This window comes from Thermorhabdus hydrogeniformans (assembly GCF_049310025.1).
Classification (GTDB): domain Bacteria; phylum Bacillota; class Thermosediminibacteria; order Thermosediminibacterales; family Tepidanaerobacteraceae; genus JBJYKD01.
Window position 1 is genome coordinate 1 of record NZ_JBJYKD010000265.1, and the last position, 242, is coordinate 242.

A 242-nucleotide genomic window follows, 5' to 3' on the forward strand; every position below is an offset into this window, starting at 1 on the left:
TGATTTACAGGTTCAACTCGAAGGTACCGAAAACCGTATTGCGGTAGCGCGTAATCGCTACATTAGTACAGTACAAGACTTTAACTCCTATGCACGTCAGTTCCCACAAGTCATGACTGCGAAGGTGATTGGGATGGACACCAAACCGAACTTTAGTGCGGAGCAAAGTGCGCAAAAAGCACCAACGGTATCATTTAACTAGTTGAAACCTCAGTGATCTCACGCAATCGTAGCTATAGGGT

General features: G+C 45.5%; 1 protein-coding gene. It reads left to right on the forward strand.

The window, feature by feature from the left end; genetic code table 11:
- Positions 1-202 (forward strand): LemA family protein (locus tag ACKX14_RS16380; RefSeq protein WP_422449495.1); only part of this gene is annotated, 202 nt, incomplete at its 5' end.
- Between the last annotated feature and the right edge of the window lie 40 nt (positions 203-242).